This is a genomic window from Nocardia sp. JW2 (genome assembly GCF_051843015.1).
Classification (GTDB): domain Bacteria; phylum Actinomycetota; class Actinomycetes; order Mycobacteriales; family Mycobacteriaceae; genus Nocardia; species Nocardia coubleae.
In genome coordinates this window covers 1-536 of the sequence record NZ_JBPXLK010000062.1, presented here as the reverse complement: position 1 = coordinate 536, position 536 = coordinate 1, and the positions used below count along the sequence as shown (strand labels likewise).

Here is a 536-nt window from a genome sequence, read left to right as displayed (position 1 = left end):
ACGTCGTCGACGCGGCCGAGGACCCAGAGGTCGCCGTCGGTGTCGAGTTTGGCGCCGTCACCGGCGAAGTACCAGCCCTGCTCGGCGTAGCGCTCCCAGTAGGTGGACCGGTAGCGGTCCATATCGCCCCAGATGCCGCGCAGCATCGACGGCCACGGCTTGTCGAGCACCAGGTACCCGTTGGCCTCGGTTTCGCCGAGCTGCACCGCCTTGCCTTCTTCGTCCACGACTTTCGCCGAGATGCCGGGCAGGGGGCGCATGGCGGCGCCGGGCTTGGCATGGGTGATGCCGGGCAGCGGCGAGATCATGATGGCGCCGGTCTCGGTCTGCCACCAGGTGTCCACGATCGGAGTCTTGTTGTCGCCGAACACTTCCCGGTACCAGCGCCACGCTTCGGGGTTGATCGGTTCGCCGACCGAGCCGAGCAGACGCAGGCTGGTGAGGTTGTGGGCGTCCGGGATCTCGCGACCCCACTTCATGAACGTGCGGATCAGCGTCGGGGCGGTGTAGTAGATGGTGACGCCGTATTTTTCGAT

1 protein-coding gene is annotated in these 536 nt (G+C 66.4%); it reads right to left on the bottom strand.

Going from position 1 to position 536, the window contains the following annotated elements; translation table 11 throughout:
• A partial coding sequence (locus tag ACSVDM_RS30795; RefSeq protein ID WP_439269170.1) for an AMP-binding protein occupies positions 1-536 on the bottom strand: 536 nt, incomplete at both ends.